Source organism: Nonomuraea sp. NPDC049269 (assembly GCF_043197155.1).
GTDB lineage: Bacteria > Actinomycetota > Actinomycetes > Streptosporangiales > Streptosporangiaceae > Nonomuraea.
Genome location: NZ_JBICSO010000008.1, coordinates 285,623 through 304,380 on the forward strand (window position 1 = coordinate 285,623; position 18,758 = coordinate 304,380).

The window sequence follows — 18,758 nt, forward strand, 5'->3', positions numbered from 1 at the left end:
CACTTTATGATCTTTCGTACTGTGGCGGTCGGCGTCACGCTCCTGATCTCCTCCGCGTCCCTTGCCGCGCCGGCCGCGGCCGCTGCCAACCCTGAGACATGGAACTGGGGCTCCATCTACTCGACCGACCGGGCGGGCAAGGCCAAGGGCAAGGTCGTCCTCGACCGGCCGGGGTTCACGATCAACGGCAAGCTCTACGACTTCCCCGGCCGGAGCGGGTGCTCGTGGCTGAAGTTCCGGTGGGTCAAGGACAACGGCGGCAGGGGCGCCAAGACCTTCCACAACTGCTCGGGGACCAAGCCGCTGGCGTTCTCCTTCCCCACCGGCTACATGCTCTCCATCGAAGGCCGGGTCTGCCGCGGCACGGCCACGAAGGTCACCGGCAAGTGCTCGTCCTGGGACGGGGTCTGGTCCCAGGGCGGCTGACCCCGTTCACGCCGCGACCGGGCACCGCGGAAGGTGCCCGTTGCCGGTGCTCGGCGATAGCGTTTGCTCAGGGTGTTGGACGGAAGGAGACCCTGGTGAGCGAGCCAAGCGTCGAGGGCGTGCCTGTGGCCGCGCGTGAGCGGCACGCCGAGGTGAGCGAGCTGGTGGAGGAAGCCCGCTATCGCTACTACGTGCTCGACCGGCCCACGGTCAGCGACGGTCAGTTCGATGAGTGGTTCAACGAACTGCTCGCGCTGGAGGCGGCGCATCCGGGCCTGGTGACGCCCGATTCGCCGACGCAGAAGGTGGGCGCGCCGGTCGCCGGTGACTTCGCCAAGGTCGATCACCTGGCGCCGATGGAGAGCCTCGACAACGCCTTCGACCCGGCCGGGATGGCCGCGTGGCAGGCGCGGGCCGAGCGGCTGGCCGAGGGCGATCCCGGGCCCTACCTCTGCGAGCTCAAGATCGATGGGCTGGCGATCGCGCTCGTCTACCGCGACGGCCGGCTGGAGCGCGGCGCGACCAGGGGCGACGGCCGGACGGGCGACGACGTGACGCCCAATGTCCGCACCATCGAGGGCGTGCCCCACCGGCTGAAGGGCACCGACATCCCCAGCCTGATCGAGGTCCGGGGCGAGGTCTACATGCCGGTCGAGGAGTTCGGCCGGCTCAACGAGCAGCTCGTCGAGCAGGGGATCGCGCCCTTCGCCAACCCGCGCAACGCGTCGGCCGGCTCGCTGCGCCAGAAGGACCCGCGGATCTCCGCCCAGCGCCCGCTGCGCATGATCGTGCACGGTGTCGGCGTGTGGGAGGGCGCGGCCGAGCCCAAGGCGCAGTCCGAGGTCTACGAGCGGCTGCGGGAGTTCGGCCTGCCGGTCAGCGACCTCTACCGGGTGGTCGGCGACCTCGCCGAGATCGACGCCTTCATCGAGCACTACCGCGTGCACCGCCACGACCCGCCCTACGAGATCGACGGCGTGGTGGTCAAGGTCGACGACTTCCGCACCCAGCGTGAGCTCGGCTCCACCTCGCGGGCGCCGCGCTGGGCGATCGCCTTCAAATACCCGCCGGAAGAGGTCAACACCAAGCTGCTCGACATCCAGGTGGGCGTCGGCCGCACCGGCCGCGTCACGCCGTTCGCCGTGATGGAGCCGATCAGCGTGGCCGGTTCCACGGTCGAGCGCGCCACGCTGCACAACGCCGCGGTGGTGGCCGCCAAGGGCGTGCTCATCGGCGACACCGTCGTGCTGCGCAAGGCGGGCGACGTCATCCCCGAGATTCTCAGCCCGGTCACCGACCTGCGTGACGGGTCCGAGCGCCCGTTCGTCATGCCCACCCACTGCCCCGAGTGCGGCACGGAGCTGGCCTACGAGCAGGAGGGCGACGCCGACCTGCGCTGCCCCAACGCCCGCGGCTGTCCCGCGCAGATCCGCGAGCGGCTGTTCTTCGCGGCCCGGCGCACCGCGTTCGACATCGACGGGCTCGGCTACGTCGCGGCGACCGCGCTCACCCAGCCGCTGCCGCCGCAGGAGCCGGTCGTGCGTACCGAGGCCGATCTGTTCGACCTGACGCTGGACAGGTTGATCCCGATCAGGTCAGTGGTCCGCGACAAGGACAGCGGCCTGCCCAAGATCGATCCGAAGACGGGCGAGGAGAAGGTCGTCTCGTTCTTCTCCAACATCAACGGCGAGGCCAGCCAGAACGCTCACAAGCTCATCGAGGAGCTCGAGCGGGCGAAGCAGGCGCCGCTGGCCAACGTGCTGGTCGCGCTGTCCATCCGCCACGTCGGGCCGCCCACGGCCCGCGACCTGGCGGTCGCCCTGCGCTCGATCGACGCCGTCATGGCCGCCTCGGAGGAGGAGCTCGCCGCGATCAAGGGCATCGGGTCGCGGGTGGCGGCCACCATCCGCGCCTGGTTCGAGGTCGACTGGCATCGCGAGATCATCACCCGCTGGCGGGCCGCGGGCGTCCGCATGGAGGACGAGCCCGCTCCCGAGAAGGGGCCGCAGACGCTGGAGGGGCTGACCTTCGTGGTGACGGGCACGCTGCCGGGCTTCACCCGCGACTCCGCCGCCGAGGCGCTCAGCGATCGGGGCGGCAAGGTCGCGAGCTCGGTGTCGAAGAAGACCTCGTTCCTGGTGGCGGGGGACAACGCCGGGTCCAAGTACGACAAGGCCGTCAGCCTGGGCGTGCCGATCCTCGACGGGGCGGGCTTCGAGGTGCTCCTGACCGAGGGACCGGACGCGGCGGCGCAGGCGGCTGTCACTCCGGAGCCATAGGCCATCTACAGATTGTCGCGGGTAGCATACGAAGAGTGGTTTTGGGGTATATGTCCGAAGGATAAGTGACGGAACGTACGCGGTTGGTTTCGCGAAGTGGGGTAAAGGTCGTACCCTCCCATAGTGACCTAATGGGGGTTCTGTTACTGATGGCTGACCCAACCGACACCCGCGACACAGGGCCACGCGTCGGGACGCCTCTGTGGGCGTTCCTCGCCGGCATCACCGTGATCGGCTTCACCGCGCTGGCCGTGGCCATGCTCCGGCTCGACCCGGCCGGTCTGGCGGAGCTCGCCCGCACACCCTTGTTCTGGGTGCTGACCATCCTCGCCGTGCTGGGCGAGCTCAGGCCCGTCATGGTGTCCTCGGCGACCGCCGTCGGCGGCACGTACCCCTCCACCATGTTCACCTTCGCCGTGCTCCTGCACTTCGGCCTGCCCGTGGCGGTGCTGATGCAGGCGGTGGCCGTGACGATGAACGGCATCGTCACCCGCAAGGCGTGGCACCGGGTGATGTTCAACATCGCCCAGTCGACCCTCGCGCTGACCGCCGCCGGCGTGGTGCTCGGCCTGTTCGGCATCGTGCCGCGCCCGGCCGCGCCGTGGGTTCCCACGGGCTCCGACATGCTGGCGATCACGCTGGCCGGCATCGCCTACTTCGCCGTCAGGGCCGCGCTGGTGAGCGGCGCGGTGGCGCTGCACGAGCGCCGGTCGATCACCCGCGTGCTGAGGGCCAGCCTCGGCCCGCAGAGCCTCGTCTACGCCGCGCTGCTCGGCCTGGCACCCCTGGTCGTCGTGGTGATGACCCACGCGCCCTCCCTCGTGCCGCTGTTCGTGGCGCCCCTGGCGGCGGTCTACTTCACCGCCACGCTGTCCATGCGCCGCGACCACCAGGCGATGCACGACGAGCTGACCGCCCTGCCCAACCGCAAGATGCTGATCGTGAGCACCGAGGAGGCGCTCGCCGAGGCCCGCCAGGACGAGCGGGTCGGCCTGTTCCTGATCGACCTCGACCGGTTCAAGGAGGTCAACGACACGATGGGCCACCCGGTCGGTGACCGGCTGCTGCAGATGGTCGCCCACCGGCTCACCCATTCCGTACGGCCCGGCGACGTCGTGGCCCGGCTGGGCGGTGACGAGTTCGCCGTCCTGCTGCCCTCGATCAGGGACGCCCACGCGGCCCGCGAGGTGGCGGCCAGGCTGCGGGCGGCGCTCAGAGAGCCGGTACGGCTGGAAGGCATGTCGTTCGACCTCGACGGATCCGTCGGCATCGCGCTCTATCCCGACCACGCCCCCGACTTCGAGCTGCTGCTCCAGCGCGCCGACGTGGCCATGTACCTTGCCAAGGAGGGGCGTACCGGTGTGGAGCTCTACCAGCCGGACAAGGACCGCAACTCGCCCGAACGCCTCAACCTCCTCGGCGACCTGCGGCGCGCCGTCGACAACCGCGACCTCAGGCTGCACTACCAGCCCAAGGTCGGCCTGGGCACCGGCGCCGTGCACGGCATGGAGGCCCTGCTGCGCTGGCGCCACCCGGTGCACGGCCAGATCCCGCCGTCGGAGTTCATCCCGCTGGCCGAGCAGTCCTACCTCATGCGCCAGCTCACCGAATACGTCATCGAGGCCGCCCTGGAGCAGGCCGCCCGCTGGTGGCACAGCGGCCTGCGGGTGCAGGTCTCGGTCAACATCTCCGCCCGCGACCTGCTCGACTCGGCGCTGCCCGACCAGCTGGAGGCGGGGCTGGCCAAGCTCCGGCTGCCGCCCTCGGCGATCCAGCTGGAGGTCACCGAGCGCATCCTGATGGGCGACCAGGCCTACACGCACGAGACGATCAAGGCGCTGGCCGTGCTCGGCGTGCCGCTGTCCCTCGACGACTTCGGCACCGGCTACTCCTCGCTGATCAGGCTGCAGCGGCTGGCGGTGTCCGAGGTGAAGATCGACGCGTCGTTCGTCAAGCGCATCGCCGAGTCCGACGACGACTACCGGATCGTGCGCTCCATCGTCGACCTGGTCCGCTCCCTCGGCCTGCACTCGGTCGCCGAGGGCGTGGAGTCGGACGACGTGGCGATCCGGCTCACCGAGATGGGCTGCGAGATGGGCCAGGGCTGGCTGTTCAACGAGCCCATGCCGCCCGCCGAGGCCACGGTCTGGCTGCGCGAACATTTCGAGAGCTCGCCCGGGATCGAGTACGGCTACCGCTCCGAGGTCACTCAGACCGCTTGAGCCGACGCTTCCACTGTGGCGAGGATTAACGGTTCGGTCTCGCTCCGTCAAGGCCCCTAGGATGACAGTGTCCCAACTCCATCCACGAAACGGGTTAAACGACTCATGTCCGCCATAACCCGCGACGAGGTCGCACACCTGGCCCGGTTGTCCAGGCTGGCCCTCACCGATGACGAACTCGCCCACTACGCCACCCAACTCGATGCCATCATCGAGTCGGTCGCGAAGGTGGCCGAGGTCGCCGCCGAGGACGTTCCGCCTTCGTCGCACGCGCTTCCGCTGACCAATGTCTTCCGCGCCGACGAGGTGCGACAGTCCCTGACGCCCGAGCAAGCGCTGTCCGGCGCGCCGGCCGTCGAGGACAACCGCTTCCGGGTCCCGCGCATCCTGGGGGAGGAGGCATGAGCCTGATCCACAAGACCGCCGCCGAGCTGGGCGCGCTGATCGCCGGTGGCGAGGTGACCGCCGTCGAGGTGGCCGAGGCGCATCTCGACCGCATGGCCGAGGTCGAGCCCAAGATCAACGCGTTCCTGCACATCGACCGCGAGACCACCGTCGAGCAGGCGAGGGCCGTCGACGCCCGGCTGGGCGCCGGTGAGCGGCTCGGCCCGCTGGCCGGGGTGCCGATCGCGCACAAGGACATCTTCGCGACCGCCGACATGCCGACGACGGCCGCGTCCAAGATCCTCGAAGGCTGGCGCCCGCCGTACGACGCGACCGTCACGAGCCGCCTGCGCGCGGCCGGGCTGGTCATCCTCGGCAAGACGAACCTCGACGAGTTCGCGATGGGCTCCTCCACCGAGAACTCCGCCTACGGCCCGACGCACAACCCGTGGGACCTGACCAGGATCCCCGGCGGGTCGTCCGGTGGCTCCAGCGCCGCCGTCGCCGCGTACGAGGCGCCGCTGTCCACCGGCACCGACACCGGTGGCTCGATCCGGCAGCCCGCCGCGGTGACCGGCATCGTGGGCATGAAGCCGACCTATGGCGGTTCGTCGCGTTACGGCCTGATCGCGTTCGCCAGCTCGCTCGACACGCCCGGCCCGTTCGCCCGCAACGTGCTCGACGCGGCGCTGCTGCACGAGGCGTTCTCCGGGCACGACCCGATGGACTCCACCTCGGTCGACGCGCCCGTGCCTTCCGTGGTCGAGGCCGCTCGCAACGCCGACATCTCCGGCCTGCGCGTCGGCGTGGTCAAGGAGTTCGGTGGCGAGGGCTACCAGGCCGGCGTGCTGGCCCGCTTCCACGAGGCCGTCGAGCTGCTCGAATCGCTCGGCGCCAAGGTCGTCGAGGTCTCCTGCCCGTCGTTCCTGACCGCGCTGCCCGCCTACTACCTGATCGCGCCGTCGGAGTGCTCCTCCAACCTGGCGCGCTTCGACGCCATGCGCTACGGCCTGCGCGTCGGCGACGACGGCACCCGCAGCGCCGAGGAGGTCATGGCGATGACCAGGGCCGCCGGGTTCGGCCCCGAGGTCAAGCGGCGCATCATGCTCGGCACCTACGCGCTGTCGAGCGGCTACTACGACGCCTACTACGGTCAGGCGCAGAAGGTGCGCACGGTCATCTCGCGCGAGTTCGAGGCCGCCTTCCACCAGGTGGACGTGCTGGTCTCGCCGACGACGCCGACGACGGCGTTCCCGATCGGCGAGCGCGCGGACGACCCGATCGCCATGTACCTCGCCGACCTGTGCACGATCCCGTCCAACCTGTCGGGCAACGCGGCCATCTCGGTCCCGTGCGGCCTGGCCGACGAGGACGGGCTCCCGGTCGGCCTGCAGATCATGGCCCCGGTGCTGGGCGACGACCGCTGCTACCGCGTCGGCGCCGCCGTCGAGCAGGCCCTCGAAAGCCGCTGGGGCGGCAGCCTGCTGTCCAAGGCTCCGGCTCTCTGAACTAAGGACTCCACCATGACTGTCGATACGCACATGCCGTACGACGAGGCGCTCGCCCGGTTCGAGCCGGTGCTCGGGCTGGAGACGCACGTCGAACTCGGCACCGCGTCGAAGATGTTCTGTGGGTGCAAGACGACCTTCGGCGCCCCGCCCAACACGCAGGTCTGCCCGACCTGCCTGGCCTTTCCCGGCTCGCTGCCGACGGCCAACGCCGTCGCGATCGAGTCGACGATCCGCATCGGCCTGGCGCTGAACTGCTCGATCGCCGAGTGGTGCCGCTTTGCCCGGAAGAACTACTTCTATCCGGACATGCCGAAGAACTACCAGATCTCCCAGTACGACGAGCCGCTCTGCTTCGACGGCTACCTCGATGTCGAGGTCGACGGCCGGACCGTGCGGGTCGAGATCGAGCGGGTGCACCTGGAGGAGGACACCGGCAAGTCCACCCACGTGGGCGGCGCGACCGGCCGCATCCAGGGCGCCGACTACTCGATCGTCGACTACAACCGGGCCGGCATCCCGCTGGTGGAGATCGTCACCAAGCCGATCGAGGGCACCGAGAGCCTGGCGCCCGACGTGGCCAAGGCGTACGTGACCGAGCTGCGCGAGACCATGCGCTCGCTGGGCGTCTCCGACGTGCGCATGGAAGAGGGCTCGCTGCGCTGCGACGTCAACGTCTCGCTCATGCCGCGTGGCGCCTCCGAGTGGGGCACCCGTACCGAGACCAAGAACGTCAACTCGCTGCGCAGCGTCGAGCGCGCCGTGCGCAGCGAGATCGAGCGGCAGGCGGCGATCCTCGCCGACGGCGGCCGGATCATCCAGGAGACCAGGCACTTCCACGAGGACACCGGCGTCACCACGCCCGGCAGGTCCAAGGAGGAGGCGCAGGACTACCGCTACTTCCCCGAGCCCGACCTGGTGCCGATCGCGCCCGACCCGGCCTGGGTGGCCACGCTCAAGGAAGCGCTGCCCGAGCTGCCGTCGGTCAGGCGCAAGCGGCTGCAGGCCGAGTGGGGGGTGTCCGACCTCGACATGCAGGCCATGCACAACGCCGACGCGTTCGACCTGGTCGAGGCGACGGTCGCGGCGGGCGCGCCGGCCGCCGACGCGCGCAAGTGGTGGATGGGCGAGCTGGCGCGGCGGGCCAACGAGTCCGGGGTGGCCCTGGCCGCCCTGCCCATCACGCCCGCGCAGATCGCCCGGGTCACCGAGCTGGTGGCCTCCGGTGCGCTCAACGACAAGCTGGCCCGCGAGGTGCTCGAAGGCGTGCTGGCCGGGGAGGGTTCGCCGGACGAGGTCGTCGAGCGGCGCGGGCTGAAGATCGTCAACGACGAGGGCGAGCTGTCGGCGATCGTCGACCAGGTCATCGCCGGCAACGCCGACGCGGCCGACAAGGTCCGCTCCGGGAAGATCGCCGCGGCCGGTGCGCTGGTGGGCGGCGTGATGAAGGCCAGCCGCGGCAAGGCCGACGCCGCCCGGGCCCGCGAGCTGATCCTGGAGAAGCTGGGCGTCTCCGAGTAAGCCCGTCGAGGGGTAATGCGTCGCCGAAGGCCCCGCCACTCGCTGACGAAGCGAGCCGGCGGGGCCTCCGTCGCAAAGCCGGTAAACGCTCAGCTGATGCAGAACTCATTGCCCTCCGGGTCGAGCAGGGTGATCGCGTAGTAGTCGGGCAGGCCCTCCACCAGGAGCACCTTCGACAGCGTCGCCCCCAGCCCGACCAGTCGTTCGGCCTCGGCGTCGAGCTGGGCCTTGCGGACCTCCACCGGGCGGTCATGGCCTGACGTGATCGACAGGTCGAGGTGGAGGCGGTTTTTGACCACCTTGCCCTCGGGCACCTTCTGGAACCACAGGCGCGGCCCCACCCCGGCCGGATCGACGACCGAGTCGTAGCCGCCGTCGCCGGTCAGCTCCTCCTCGGGCAGCCCCCGCGCGCGCCAGTAGTCCTGCCAGGTGGCGAAGCCCTGGGGAGGCTCCTCCAGCCGGTAGCGGAGCGCCTCGGCCCAGAACCTGGCCAGCTTCTCGGGGTCGGCGCAGTCGAAGGTCACCTGTACTTTCACGGCCATGGCCGCCATGATGCCCGGTCGCTACGACAGGAAACGGGGCCCTAGTCCTCCCGCGATGTGGGCAGGGCCGGTTCGACGTGGCGCCGTTCCATCAGCTTCCTGAACAGCGGCGCGAGCAGCGCCAGCAAAGAGAGCAGCAGCAGGATCACCGCGATGGGGCTGCTCACCAGCACGGTCACGTCGCCCGCCCCGATGGCCAGGGCCCGGCGTAGCTGGATCTCCGCCATCGGCCCCAGGATCAGGCCGATCACCGCCGGGGCGACCGGCAGTCCGAAGCGCCGCATCGCGTACCCGAGCAGGCCCAGCAGGAAGAGCGCGACCAGGTCCACCACCGAGCCGTTCAGGGCGTACACGCCGAGCGCGGCGAACAGCACGATGCCCGCGTACAGGTACGGCCGGGGGATGCGCAGCACGCGCGCCCAGAGCGGCGCCAGGGGCAGGTTCAGCACGAGGAGCATCGTGTTGCCGATGAACAGCGACGCGATCATGCCCCACACCAGGGCCGGGTTGTGGTCGAACAGCTGCGGCCCGGGCTGCAGGCCGTACTGCTGGAAGGCGGCGAGCAGGATCGCGGCCGTCGCGGACGTGGGCAGGCCCAGCGTCAGCAGCGGCACCAGGGTCCCGGCGGCCGAGGCGTTGTTGGCCGCCTCGGGCCCGGCGACGCCTTCGATGGCGCCCTTGCCGAACTCCTCCTTGGCGACGCCGCGGGCCAGCCGCTTCTCGGCCGCGTACGACAGGAAGGTCGGGATCTCGGCGCCGCCGCCGGGCAGCGCGCCGAACGGGAAGCCGAGCGCGGTGCCGCGCAGCCAGGGCAGCCACGACCGGCGCCAGTCGGTACGGCCCATCCAGGCCCGGCCCACCGGCACCACCTCGGGCAGCGAGTGCCGCAGCCGCGAGGCCACGTACAGGGCCTCGCCCAGCGCGAACAGCCCGACGGCCACGACCACCACGTCCACGCCGTCGAGCAGCTGGTCCATGCCGAGCGTGAGCCGTGCCTGCCCGGTCTGCTGGTCGATGCCGATCAGTCCGATCACCAGGCCGAACCCGAGCGAGGCCAGTCCGCGCACGACCGAGCGGGACAGCACCGACGACACCGCGGTGAAGGCCAGGATCGCCAGCGCGAAGTAGTCCTCGGGCCCGAACGCGATGGCGAAGCTCACCACCGCGGGCGCCGCCACGACCAGCAGCGCGGTCGCGATCGTGCCCGCCACGAACGAGCCGATGGCCGCAGTGGCCAGGGCCTGCGCCGCCCGGCCGCGCCTGGCCATCTTGTTGCCCTCCAGCGCGGTGATCATCGAGGACGACTCGCCGGGGGTGTTGAGCAGGATGGAGGTGGTCGAGCCGCCGTACATGCCGCCGTAGTAGATCCCGGCGAACATGATGAACGCGCTGGTCGGCGGCACGGTGAAGGTGATGGGCAGGAGCAGCGCCACCGTCATGGCGGGCCCGATGCCGGGCAGCACGCCGACGAGGGTGCCGAGGGTGACGCCGATGAGCGCGTACATGAGGTTGATCGGCGTCAGCGCCCCGGCGAAACCGTCGAGCAGGAGCTGGAACGAGTTCACCTAGATCACCCCCCGCAGCAGCCCGCCGGGCAGCGACACGCCCAGGCCCTTGACGAACAGCAGGTAGGTGGCGATCCCCAGGATCACTCCGACGCCCGCCGCGCGCAGCCGGTGCTCCGCGCCGAGCACCAGCGACAGGCCGAAGAACAGCAGGCTCGCGGCGATGATCCAGCCGAGCACGTTCAGCACCGCGGTGAACGCCAGGAAGATCCCGCTCACCAGCCCGACGCTGCGCCAGTCGGCGGGGGCGTCCACGTCGACGTCCTCGCTCTCCTCGGGGTCGCCGCGGCCGCCCCTGAGCACGTCGGCCACATAGAACAGGCCGACGACGATCATGGAGCCGCCCACCAGCATCGGGAAGAACCGCGGCCCGATGCCGAGCTGCGAGGCGGCGGCGGACACGTCGAGCGTCCCGATGACGACGAACACCCCGAGCACGAGCACGATGAGAGCCAGCCCCAGCTCGGGCCGCCATCTCCAGCGTCGCTTCTCGCCGTCACCCGGGCCGGTACGACCGGTTGTGGTCTCGGACATCAGGAGACGACGCCCAGCTCGGCGATGATGGTCTTGACCTTGGCCTGCTCGGAGTTGAGGTAGTCGGCGAACTGCTGCCCGGTCTGGAAGGAGTCGATCCAGCCGTTCTTGGCCACCGCGTCCTTCCACGGCTGCGAGTCGTGCATCTTGGTCACCAGGTCGGTCAGCGACTTCTTGGCCGCGTCGTCGATCCCGGGGGGTGCTACGAAGCCGCGCCAGTTGGTCAGCTCCACGTCCAGCCCCGCCTCCTTGAGCGTGGGCGCGTCGAGGTCGGGCAGCCGCTGGGCCGAGGTCACGGCCAGCGCGCGCAGCTTGCCGGACTTCACGTGCTCGGCGAACTCGCCGACGCCCGAGATGCCGACGCTCACCTTGTTGCCGAGCAGCTCGTTCAGCGCCTCGCCGCCGCCCGAGTGGGCGATGTAGTTGACCTGCTTCGGGTCCACGCCGGCGGCCTTGGCCATCAGCCCGGCCGCGATGTGGTCGGTGCCACCGGCCGAGCCGCCCGAGATGGACACCTTCTTCGGGTCGGCCTTCCAGGCGGCGACCAGGTCGGCCACCGACTTGAACGGGGAGGCGGCCGGGACCACGATGATCTCGTACTCCTCGGTCAGCTTGGCGATCGGCGTGGTCTGGGCCAGGGTGACCTTGGACTTGTTCTGCTCGATCGCGCCGACCATGACCAGGCCCATGGTCATCAGCAGGTTGCCGTTGCCCTTCTCGCCGGCCAACTGGGCCAGGCCGATCGTGCCGCCCGCGCCGGGCACGTTGTACACCTCGACCCGGCGCTTCGGGTCGACGGCCTTGATCGCTTGCTCGGCCGTACGGGATGTCTGGTCCCAGCCGCCGCCCGGTGAGGCGGGAGCCATGATGCGCAGAGCGCCGGTCCCCCCGCCTTCAGAGCCGGAACCGGAGCCGGCGCCGCAGCCGGACACCGCGGCGACGGAGAGCGCCGCGACGGCGGCGAGTATGCGGAGACGCATGATCACTCCAAAGGGGGGATTTCACGTTACGAGATACTGGATGGTGAAGTCCGTTGCCGATGGAGTCGACCTTTTTACGATAGCCGTCGTATAGGTCGTATTGGTCGCAACCCCCCTGTGACCTCGGCATGTTTCCATGGGCCAGGTGAGACGGGTACGTGACGCCTCCCTCGGAACCCAGCTGTTCGTGCTCCAGATGGTCATCGTGCTGCTGGCCGTCGGAGGCACAGGAGGCGTGTGGGCCAATCACACGCGCGCCCAACTGGACTCGCTGTACGAGCAGCGGGCGCTGGCGATCGCCCAGTCCGTGGCGGGGCTGCCTCAGGTCAGGGCCGCGTTCGACGTCAAGGATCCGCAGACCGTGCTGCAGCCGCTCGCGCTGAGCGTCCAGCAGACGACCGGCGCCGACTACGTGGTCATCGCCAACCGCGAGCAGACGCGGTACGCCCACCCCAACGCCGCGCTGATCGGCAAGCGGCTGTCCACCGACGGCGCCTCGGTGCTGAACACCGGCAAGAGCTGGGTCGGCACCGAGACCGGCACGATAGGCACCACGGTCAGGGGCAAGGCGCCGATCTTCGACGAGTACGGCAACGTCATCGGCCTGGTCTCCGTCGGCGTGCTCCAGACCACGGTCACCGGTCAGCTCGCGGGCGCGCTGCCGCCGCTGGTGTGGACCGCGCTGGCCGTGCTGCTGTCCGGCCTCGCGGCGGCGGCGCTGATCACCGCGCGGGTGCGCCGGCAGACGTTCGGCCTGGAGCCGCGCGAGATCGCCGGGCTGCTGGAGCAGCGCGAGGGCGTGCTGCACGGGGTCAAGGAGGGCGTGCTCGCGCTCGACCTCGCGGGCCGCGTGACGCTCGTCAACGACTCCGCCCGCGAGCTGCTCGGCGAGGTGGGCGAGGACCTCACCCAGATGCCGGTCTCCGAGCGGATGCGCGACGTGCTCGGCGGCGCCGACCCGGGGGAGGACCGGATCGTGCTGCACGGTGAGCGGGTGCTGGTCCTCAACCGCACGCCGGTCTCCGTACGCGGCCAGCACCGCGGCTGGGTGGTCACCCTCAGAGACCGCACCGAGCTCGTACGCCTGGCCCGCGAGCTCGACGACACCAGCAGCGCCACCGAGGCGCTCAGGGCCCAGGCGCACGAGTTCGCCAACCGCATGCACACCGTCGTCGGCCTGCTCGAACTGGGCGAGCACGACGCCGCGATCGGCTTCATCACCCGCACCACCCGCGGCACGTACGCCACCGGCCTGCGCGATCGCGTCCAGGACCCGACGCTGGCCGCGTTGCTGCTCGCCAAGTCGGCGGAGGCGGCCGAGCGCGGCGTCCAGCTCGTCCTGTCCGAGGACTCCGCGGTGGCGGAGGGTACGCTCGGCGACCCGCAGGACGCGGTCCTGGTGGTCGGCAACCTGGTGGCCAACGCGATGGACGCGCTCGACGGGGCCACGGGCACGATCGAGGTGTCGGTGCTGACCGACGCCGAGGGCCTGCACGTACGGGTCGGCGACTCAGGTCCCGGTATCGCTCCTGACCTGGTCGAAGAGGTGTTCAGGGAGGGGTTCACCACCAAGGCCGCCCATTCGGGGCCGCGCGGGCTCGGCCTGGCGTTGACTCGGCAGGCGTGCCTGCGCAGGGGCGGCTGGGTGAAGGTGGGCAACGCGGACGGCGCCGTCTTCACCGCCCTGCTGCCCGCACCAGTCCGGGAACCGGTGCGATGAGCGAGATCCGGGTGCTGGTCGTGGACGACGACTTCATGGTGGCGCGCATTCACAGCGGCTACGTGGCGCGGATGCCCGGCTTCCAGGTGGTGGCCGCCGCGCACACCGGGGCCTCCGCGCTCGCCATGGCCGCCGAGCTCCGGCCGGACCTCGTGCTGCTCGACATCTACCTACCCGACATGTCGGGACTTGAGGTGCTCAAGGCGCTGCACAACGTGGACGTCCTCATGATCAGTGCCGCCCGCGACGTGTCCACGGTCAGGGAGGCGATGCGCGGCGGCGCGGTCAACTACCTGATCAAGCCGTTCACCGCCGCCGCGCTGACCGAGCGGCTCCAGCAGTACGCCGACACCCGCAAGCGGCTCACCGCCATCGGCGCGGAGGCTCGTCAGGACGACGTCGACCGGCTCTTCGGCACGCAGCCCATCGCGGCGCCGCTGCCCAAGGGCCTGTCGTCGGCGACGTGCGCGCTGGTCGCCGACACACTCCGGGAGTCGGGCGGCGACCTGTCGGCGGCCGAGGCCGCCTCGCTCGCGGGCCTGTCCCGCGTCAGCGCCCGCCGCTACCTCGAATACCTGTGCGTCGCCGGGCACGCCGAACTCAGGCCCCGGTACGGTACGGCCGGACGCCCCGAACATCGCTACCGGTGGCTAGGTTGACACACTTCCGTAGTCATTTCTCGTGACATATCCCAATGCGCGTGCCTTACTGTTGCCTGAGGATGTGGCTGCGGAGCGGGAGGAGATTGAGGCGTGCGTAACGCCGGACCGATCGAATCGCCGACCGACCCTTTCGCTTCAGTGCCTCTGCCCATGTCAGGCGGCAGCAAGAAGCCTCGGGTCGAGGGGCTGCCCCCAGGGGTGTCCCGTGACATCTTCGGGCCGCCGGGCCAGCCGGAGCCCCGACCGGCGACTCCCAGCCCCCCGAATGGCCAGAACGGCCAGAAGGCCGGCGGCGCTCTGCCTCCGGTGGCGCCTCCGCCACAGCCATGGCCGGTGAACGAGGGGCGCTGGCAGGATCCGCCCGTGCCGCCCGCTCCCGTGTTCGGCCTGCCGGGCGCCTCCGACCGGCTGCCCGCCTTCCTCGATCCGGAGCCGCCCCGCCGCCGTCGCCTCCTGCCCGCGCTGGTCCTGCTCGTCGTGATCCTGCTCGCGCTGGCGTACCTGGTGCCGGCCGTGCTCATGTCGGGGTCCGTACTGCGTGGCACGCGGGTGGCCGGTGTGGACATCGGCGGACTCACCGTGACGCAGGCGGCCGACAAGCTCCGTACCGAGCTCTCCACCAAGCTGAACAAGCCCGTCGTCGCCGACATCGGCGGCCACAAGGAGACCATCCAGGCCGATGAGGCCGGCCTCGAACTCGACGTGGTCAGCACGATCGGGCAGGCGCCCAGCGGCTTCCCCAGCCCGGTCGAGGTATGGCGGGGGCTGACCGGCGCCACCGAGCTCCAGCCGAAGATGACGATCGACTCCTCCCAGCTGGCCAGGACCATCGAGGGGCTGGCGGAGACCTACGACAAGAAGCCGCGCGACGGCCGGGTGGCCTTCAAGAACGGGCAGCCCGTCACCTCGGATCCGCGCGACGGCGTGGTGCTCGACAAGCCCGAGGCCGTCCGCGTGATCACCGACGCCTTCCTCACCGGCCGCGAATCGGTCTTCCTCACGCTCAGGCCCGCCAAGCCCGACACCACACCCACCGCCGTCAAGCAGGCCGAGACCGCCGCCAAACGGGCCGTGTCCGCTCCTCTCACGCTGAAGCTCGGCGCCAAGCAGGCCCAGCTGCCCCCGGCCGCGATAGCCGCCAACCTGACCTTCGTCTCCGACGACAGCGGCGGGCTGGCCCCCCAGTTCGACGCCGAAGCGGCGCTCACCTCGGTGGAGAGCAAGCTGGTCGACGCGGCGCAGGCGCCGCGTGACGCCACCTACCAGATCGTCAACGGCAAGCCGGTGCTGGTCCCCGCCCACCGCGGCAGGGGGATCGACGCCAAGCAGCTGGCCCGCGACGTGGCCAAGGCGGTCAGCGGCGGTGGCGCGCGTGTCATCCCCGTGTCGCTCGCCGTGGTCGCCCCGAGGGTGGGCACCGAAGAGGTGAGCGGGCTCGGCATCAAGGAGAACATCGCCGAGTTCACCACCACCTTCGACTGCTGCCTGCCCCGCGTGACGAACATCCGGCGGATGGCGGCCCAGCTCGACGGCTACCTGGTGAAGCCGGGGGAGACGTTCTCGATCAACGACGTCGTGGGCGAGCGCACCGTCGAGGGTGGCTACGTCCAGGCGGGGCAGATCGTCGGCGGCCGGATGGTGCCCATGATCGGCGGCGGCGTCTCGCAGTTCGCCACCACGATGTACAACGCGGTCTTCTTCGGCGGGTTCGACGATGTCTCCCACGTGCCGATGGACTACCACGCCGCCCGCTACCCGGCCGGCCGCGACGCCGCCCTGCTCTACCCGGACATGGACCTCAAGTGGCGCAACGACTCCGACTACGGCGTGCTGATCAAGACGGCGTCGACCGACACCTCGGTCACCGTGCAGCTGTGGAGCACCAAGCGCTACGACAAGATCGAGGCGGTCGAGTCGGAGAAGCGGAACTTCACCCCGTTCCGCCGCGAGACCAGCTCCGCCCCCGGCTGCATGGCCGCGATCGGCGAGCAGGGCTTCACGATCGACGTCACCCGCGTGTTCCTCAAGGACGGCAAGGAAGTCAAGCGGGACAAGAAGCTGACCACGAAGTACCGGCCGCAGGCCCAGACGACCTGCGCGACCAGCAACTAGGAGCTGCGCGGGCTGACGGACAGGATCCGGTCGTCGCCGTCTCTGGGGTCGCCCCGGCCGTCCTTGTTGCTGGTGGACATCCACAGCGTGCCGTCGGGGGCCGTGGCCAGGCCGCGGAGCCGGCCGTACGTGCCAGTGAAGTGCGCGACCGGCGTGCCGGGCGCGCCGTCCTGGCCGAGCGGGATCTGCCACAGGCGCTCGCCGCGCAGCGCGGCCACCCAGAGCGAGCCGTCGGCGTAGGCCGCGCCGGAGGGTGAGGCTTCTGACGGGGGCCAGGTGATGATCGGGTTGACGAACTCCGGGTTGTCGCCCTTGCCCTCCACCTCCGGCCAGCCGTAGTTGGCGCCCGGCTTGATGAGGTTGACCTCGTCGTGTCGGTTCTGGCCGAACTCCGAGGCGTACAGCCGGCCCGCCGGATCCCAGGCCAGGCCCTGCACGTTGCGGTGGCCGAGGCTGTAGACGAGCGTGCCGAACGGGTTGCCGGGCGCGGGGGCGCCGTCCACCGTCATACGCAGGATCTTGCCGCCGAGGGAGTCGCGCCGCTGGGCGAGCTGCCGGTCGCCCGTCTCGCCCGTGGTGGCGTACAGGAAGCCGTCGGGGCCGAACGCCAGCCGGCCGCCGTTGTGAATGGCGCCTTTCGGGATGCCCTTCAAGATCACCTTCGGGTCGGACACCGTGTCGCCGGTGAACCGGTAGCGGACGATCCGGTTGTCGTCGGCCGCGGTGAAGTACACGAAGAGCTGGTCCTCCTTGACCGCCACGCCCATCAGCCCGCCCTCGCCGTGGGGGCTGACGCCGTGGATGCGGCCCAGCTCGGTGACCTTGCCCGCCGGAGTCACGCGGAGCAGCCTGGCCGTGTCCCGCTCGGTCACCAATGCGTCGCCGCCGGGCAGGAAGGCGATCCCCCACGGCACGGCCAGATCCCTTGCCACGGTCTTCGGCTCACCGGGCGGTGGCGCGGCAGTGACGGTCACGCTCGGCCCCGCCGCGCCACCGGCGCTGGAACAGGCGGACAGCACAGCGAGCAGCATCAGGGTCATAAGCTTTCTCATTCGAATGGTGGCGCGGAGACCCGGTCCTTCAGGGCCGGGAGGAAGCGCCACCCCTCCTTTCGAAAACAGTATGGAAAGGCTCGGTCGCGTTCGGTAACATGTGCGGTGGGTGAGGCCGTTGTGACAGGAGGTGCAGGATGGCGATCCGCCGTTCCGCGACCAAACGCCACGGCCTGCCAGCGACCGTGCAACTGCGGCTCACGCCCGCCCCAACCCAAGTCGACGCGCTGGCAGCGGCGGTGCTCCTGTGTAATCAGGCGGCCACCGTCGTGTCTCGCCTGGCCTGGCAGCACCGCGTCTTTACCGTGCTGGAGTTGCACCGGCTGGCCTATTGCGAGGTGCGGGCGCAGGTGGCGGGGCTGGGCGCGCAGGCGGCGGTGCGGGCGATCGCCCGGGTCGCTGGCGCGTATGCCAACCGGCGCGCCAGCAAGAAACGCGCCCACATCTTCCGCCCGCACGGCGCCGTCCCCTACGACGCCCGGCTGCTGCAGGTCGCCCTCACCTTGCCGAAGCCGGCGGTGCGCGAGCCGGACCACGGCTTCGTTGGGGTGGATCAAGGGGTGGCGAACCTGGCGGTCACCTGCGACGGCGCGGTGCTGCCCGGCCCCGCCCTGTCCGGGCCGATCGACGGCAACGGCCACGTCCGCACCCTGCGGGAGCGGCGGCACCGGCAACGCCGACGGCTGCAGGCCAAGGAGACTGCTGCGGCGCGGCGGGTGCTGCGCCGGCTGGCCGGGCGTGAGCATCGGATGATGACCGACCTCAACCATCAGATCAGTACGTTTGTGGTGCGTGAAGCCGAACGCACCGGCCGTGGCGTCGTCCTGGAGGATCTGCAGGGTATCCGCGGCCGGGTCAGGGTTCACCGGCTCCAGCGACGCACCCTGCACACCTGGGCCTTCGCCCAGCAGATCGCCTTCACCCGCTACAAGGCCGACCGAGCCGGGATCGCCTTCGTGCTGGTCGACCCCGCATACACCTCGCAGACCTGCCCGGACTGCGGGCACGTCAGCAGGGCGAACCGGCCGGCACGGGGCCGGTTCATCTGCACCCGGTGCGGCCTCGCTGGGCACGCCGACCACATCGCAGCCCGCAACATCGCCACACGCGGCGCAGCGGGCTGGGCCGCCATCAACCAGCCACACGCTACCGGCCTCCCTTCACCCAGAAGGGACCGCGAGAGCAAACCACCCGGCTTCAACCGGCAGTAGTTGATGTGTTCCATACTTCCTCCCTAGCCGTAAGGTTCTC

General features: G+C 70.5%; 15 protein-coding genes. 10 read left to right on the forward strand and 5 right to left on the reverse strand.

The annotated features are described in order from the left end of the window. The first annotated feature begins 6 nt into the window (after positions 1 to 6). From ACGFNP_RS40740 to gatB, 6 genes are all read left to right on the forward strand, one after another. Positions 7 to 426 carry a hypothetical protein gene (locus ACGFNP_RS40740; protein ID WP_393328031.1) on the forward strand — a complete coding sequence of 140 codons (420 nt, stop codon included), beginning with the start codon at positions 7 to 9 and terminating at the stop codon, positions 424 to 426. A gap of 95 nt (positions 427 to 521) precedes the next feature. Then, entirely contained in the window at positions 522 to 2,705 is a 2,184-nt protein-coding gene (gene ligA / locus ACGFNP_RS40745; protein WP_358323378.1) for an NAD-dependent DNA ligase LigA, read from the forward strand. Between the two features lie 149 nt (positions 2,706 to 2,854). Further along, the gene (locus ACGFNP_RS40750) at positions 2,855 to 4,927 is read left to right on the forward strand and encodes an EAL domain-containing protein (RefSeq protein WP_358323376.1); all 2,073 of its coding nucleotides are present in this window, start codon (positions 2,855 to 2,857) and stop codon (positions 4,925 to 4,927) included. Positions 4,928 to 5,032: 105 nt separating this feature from the next. After that, entirely contained in the window at positions 5,033 to 5,332 is a 300-nt protein-coding gene (gene gatC, locus ACGFNP_RS40755) for an Asp-tRNA(Asn)/Glu-tRNA(Gln) amidotransferase subunit GatC (RefSeq protein ID WP_358323373.1), read from the forward strand. Beyond that, complete coding sequence (gene gatA, locus ACGFNP_RS40760) at positions 5,329 to 6,819, forward strand: Asp-tRNA(Asn)/Glu-tRNA(Gln) amidotransferase subunit GatA (RefSeq protein WP_358323370.1); 1,491 nt, start codon at positions 5,329 to 5,331, stop codon at positions 6,817 to 6,819. Before gatC ends, gatA begins: the two co-directional genes overlap by 4 nt. Positions 6,820 to 6,834: 15 nt before the next feature. Next, the gene (gatB, locus tag ACGFNP_RS40765) at positions 6,835 to 8,340 is read left to right on the forward strand and encodes an Asp-tRNA(Asn)/Glu-tRNA(Gln) amidotransferase subunit GatB (RefSeq protein WP_358323367.1); all 1,506 of its coding nucleotides are present in this window, start codon (positions 6,835 to 6,837) and stop codon (positions 8,338 to 8,340) included. A gap of 89 nt (positions 8,341 to 8,429) precedes the next feature. On the opposite strand, the gene ACGFNP_RS40770 is transcribed toward gatB, so the two are convergent. From ACGFNP_RS40770 to ACGFNP_RS40785, 4 genes are read right to left on the reverse strand one after another with little or no spacing between them, the layout of a single operon-like run. After that, a complete protein-coding gene (locus ACGFNP_RS40770) occupies positions 8,430 to 8,882 on the reverse strand; it encodes a VOC family protein (RefSeq protein ID WP_393328036.1) in 453 nt (150 codons plus the stop codon). A gap of 41 nt (positions 8,883 to 8,923) precedes the next feature. Then, entirely contained in the window at positions 8,924 to 10,447 is a 1,524-nt protein-coding gene (locus tag ACGFNP_RS40775; protein WP_358323362.1) for a tripartite tricarboxylate transporter permease, read from the reverse strand. Next, a complete protein-coding gene (locus ACGFNP_RS40780; RefSeq protein ID WP_393328039.1) occupies positions 10,448 to 10,981 on the reverse strand; it encodes a tripartite tricarboxylate transporter TctB family protein in 534 nt (177 codons plus the stop codon). Beyond that, on the reverse strand, positions 10,981 to 11,961 hold the full coding sequence (locus ACGFNP_RS40785; RefSeq protein ID WP_358323356.1) for a tripartite tricarboxylate transporter substrate binding protein: 981 nt from the start codon (positions 11,959 to 11,961) through the stop codon (positions 10,981 to 10,983). The genes ACGFNP_RS40780 and ACGFNP_RS40785 overlap by 1 nt, the downstream gene beginning before the upstream one ends. Before the next feature lie 136 nt (positions 11,962 to 12,097). Between ACGFNP_RS40785 and ACGFNP_RS40790 the strand changes: the two genes are divergently transcribed. The 3 genes from ACGFNP_RS40790 to ACGFNP_RS40800 all read left to right on the forward strand — a co-directional run bounded on the left by ACGFNP_RS40790 (position 12,098) and on the right by ACGFNP_RS40800 (position 16,455). Further along, on the forward strand, positions 12,098 to 13,681 hold the full coding sequence (locus tag ACGFNP_RS40790; protein WP_358323353.1) for a sensor histidine kinase: 1,584 nt from the start codon (positions 12,098 to 12,100) through the stop codon (positions 13,679 to 13,681). Then, positions 13,678 to 14,340: a response regulator gene (locus ACGFNP_RS40795; protein WP_358323350.1), complete on the forward strand. Its 663-nt coding sequence runs from the start codon at positions 13,678 to 13,680 to the stop codon at positions 14,338 to 14,340. The genes ACGFNP_RS40790 and ACGFNP_RS40795 overlap by 4 nt, the downstream gene beginning before the upstream one ends. A 336-nt stretch (positions 14,341 to 14,676) precedes the next feature. Continuing rightward, positions 14,677 to 16,455: a VanW family protein gene (locus tag ACGFNP_RS40800; RefSeq protein WP_393328043.1), complete on the forward strand. Its 1,779-nt coding sequence runs from the start codon at positions 14,677 to 14,679 to the stop codon at positions 16,453 to 16,455. Here the strand turns inward: ACGFNP_RS40800 and ACGFNP_RS40805 are convergent. Next, positions 16,452 to 17,495, reverse strand: coding sequence for a PQQ-dependent sugar dehydrogenase (locus ACGFNP_RS40805; protein ID WP_393328046.1), 1,044 nt, complete (start codon positions 17,493 to 17,495; stop codon positions 16,452 to 16,454). The genes ACGFNP_RS40800 and ACGFNP_RS40805 overlap by 4 nt on opposite strands. A 149-nt stretch (positions 17,496 to 17,644) precedes the next feature. Between ACGFNP_RS40805 and ACGFNP_RS40810 the strand changes: the two genes are divergently transcribed. Continuing rightward, positions 17,645 to 18,718 carry an RNA-guided endonuclease InsQ/TnpB family protein gene (locus tag ACGFNP_RS40810; protein ID WP_393328048.1) on the forward strand — a complete coding sequence of 358 codons (1,074 nt, stop codon included), beginning with the start codon at positions 17,645 to 17,647 and terminating at the stop codon, positions 18,716 to 18,718. Positions 18,719 to 18,758 lie beyond the last annotated feature (40 nt).